Raw genomic sequence first — 1,074 nt, 5'->3', positions numbered from 1 at the left:
TTTCTAAAAGTAAGCAAATTCAAAGATAATTTTTTGTTCTTGTAGTGGTGAGAAAATAATTGTCGAAGTCAGTGAAGGGGAGATTCTAATAGATTGTTACAAAGTTTAATAAAAGTTGGAATACTTAAAAATTCTTAGTTCCTATGATGATTTAAGAATACCAGATTAGGATACGGAGAATTCAAGAGCTCAAAACTTTGTGATAATATTGGTTTAGAATTACATCTTGTTCATTCAGACGAGATGAGCCAATTATTATATGTCACAGAGACATATGGGTGGAAAATTTAAAAAAAGCTTATCCAGAATCTGACTTAAAGGTTATTGGAACTTTAGTAGTAAGATTGGCTTGGTCTCACGTTGCTCAAAAATTAGCAACCAATCTTGTTGTGACTAGACTAAATTTGGAAGATCTGCTCACTGAGCGTTTTTATAATATTATGAAATGATAAAAATATTAATATCTCTTCTTGTCTCGGACATGAAGCCGGTGCTATTTGTATTTATTATCCGTTGCACCATTGTCCGAAATATATTTTAAGTGGTTGTCACTTGAAATATGCCTTGGAAAATTATTTGGCAAGAGAGCGTACCTATATGTATTGGAAAGTAATTTCCTATTATTTGTCTCAATCTATGGGTACAACGCTGCCAAGTATAGAATTCATGCTGACAGATGACTTTCAAAAAATAAGTGCCTATAACGCATTTGAACTAAACTTTTATGAAAAACTGGAATTTAGTACCGAACCATATTCGACAATGGAGAAAATCATAAAATGGCTTGAGTCTCTGTTTAAGAGGGGGGAGGCTATTGCGTAATTCTGTTTTTCTTATGATTGTGATTGGTTGTTTGACGAGTTTTTGTGCTAGTGGTGTATTATCTATCGGCCTTTCTTTATTACAATTCCAAGATACAACTGGAGAAGCATCTGCTGCTTTAAATGTCGTTAATTTAATCGCAATTGGAATTGCTGGCTTATGTTTGGGAAACGTGTTGGTGCACTATCAAGGCTTTATAATTGGGTTTTATAGCCAAATTATTTGCGCTTGTTTATTGTCTTTCTTATTATT

Annotated in this window: 1 protein-coding gene and 1 pseudogene; both read left to right on the top strand. The window is 33.1% G+C overall.

Going from position 1 to position 1,074, the window contains the following annotated elements; genetic code table 11:
• Positions 1–278: 278 nt before the first annotated feature.
• Positions 279–449 carry a hypothetical protein gene (locus tag ACFIL8_RS10795; RefSeq protein ID WP_375612867.1) on the top strand — a complete coding sequence of 57 codons (171 nt, stop codon included), beginning with the start codon at positions 279–281 and terminating at the stop codon, positions 447–449.
• A 365-nt stretch (positions 450–814) separates the two neighbouring features.
• Positions 815–1,074 (top strand): annotated as a pseudogene (locus ACFIL8_RS10790) (MFS transporter); the annotation flags it as partial.

Origin of the sequence: Bartonella sp. AP57NXGY (assembly GCF_042195805.1) — a bacterium.
Taxonomy (GTDB): domain Bacteria; phylum Pseudomonadota; class Alphaproteobacteria; order Rhizobiales; family Rhizobiaceae; genus Bartonella.
Note: the sequence above shows the minus strand (reverse complement) of the source record. Positions and strands in the feature narration are given on the sequence as shown.